This window comes from Gaoshiqia sediminis (assembly GCF_025907915.1).
Taxonomy (GTDB): Bacteria; Bacteroidota; Bacteroidia; order Bacteroidales; family Prolixibacteraceae; genus Gaoshiqia; species Gaoshiqia sediminis.
In genome coordinates, this window is record NZ_JAPAAF010000112.1 from 1 (window position 1) to 560 (window position 560).

1 protein-coding gene is annotated in these 560 nt (G+C 48.6%); it reads left to right on the top strand.

From position 1 onward, the window contains the following. Positions 1-93 precede the first annotated feature (93 nt). On the top strand, positions 94-560 hold a 467-nt coding region (locus N2K84_RS20210), incomplete at its 3' end, for a hypothetical protein (RefSeq protein WP_282593646.1).

The following is a 560-nucleotide window of genomic DNA, read 5'->3' on the forward strand; positions in this document are numbered from 1 at the left end:
GCATTGTTAAAAATATTTGCACCTAAGTTTACAATCGTTTGCCTGTAATGTATTAACTTACGATACTGTTAAATCATTATTCTCAAACAGAACATGAATAAAAACCAAATCGACCAAAAAGAGATGTACGATACGGTACTCTCTTTTCTCGACAGCCAATCAGCGCTGTGGTCATCGATTGCCAAAGTAGGCGAGTTTAAAAATGAGTTTTCGGGTGTGGTTACGCAAATCGACGATGCGCAGTATGCCCAGCAGCAGGCGCAGGTGTACCTGGGCAAAAACAAAACCCAGTTGAAAAGCACGGTGGCTCAGAAGGCCGATATCCTGAACGACAGCATCGAAGCCTTTGCGCTTGTGACAGGCAACGACCAACTGGCCAGCCAGATGGCAACTACCTATAGCGACCTGAACCGCATGCGCAATGCCGATTTTATTCCGGCCGTGAAGGCGATTGTGGCCGCTGCCGAAGAAAACCTGGAGGTATTAACAACCGAATACGGCGTAACTGCCGGGCAGGTGGACGACCTGAAGGCCGACCTCGACGGGTTTCTGGCCCTGAA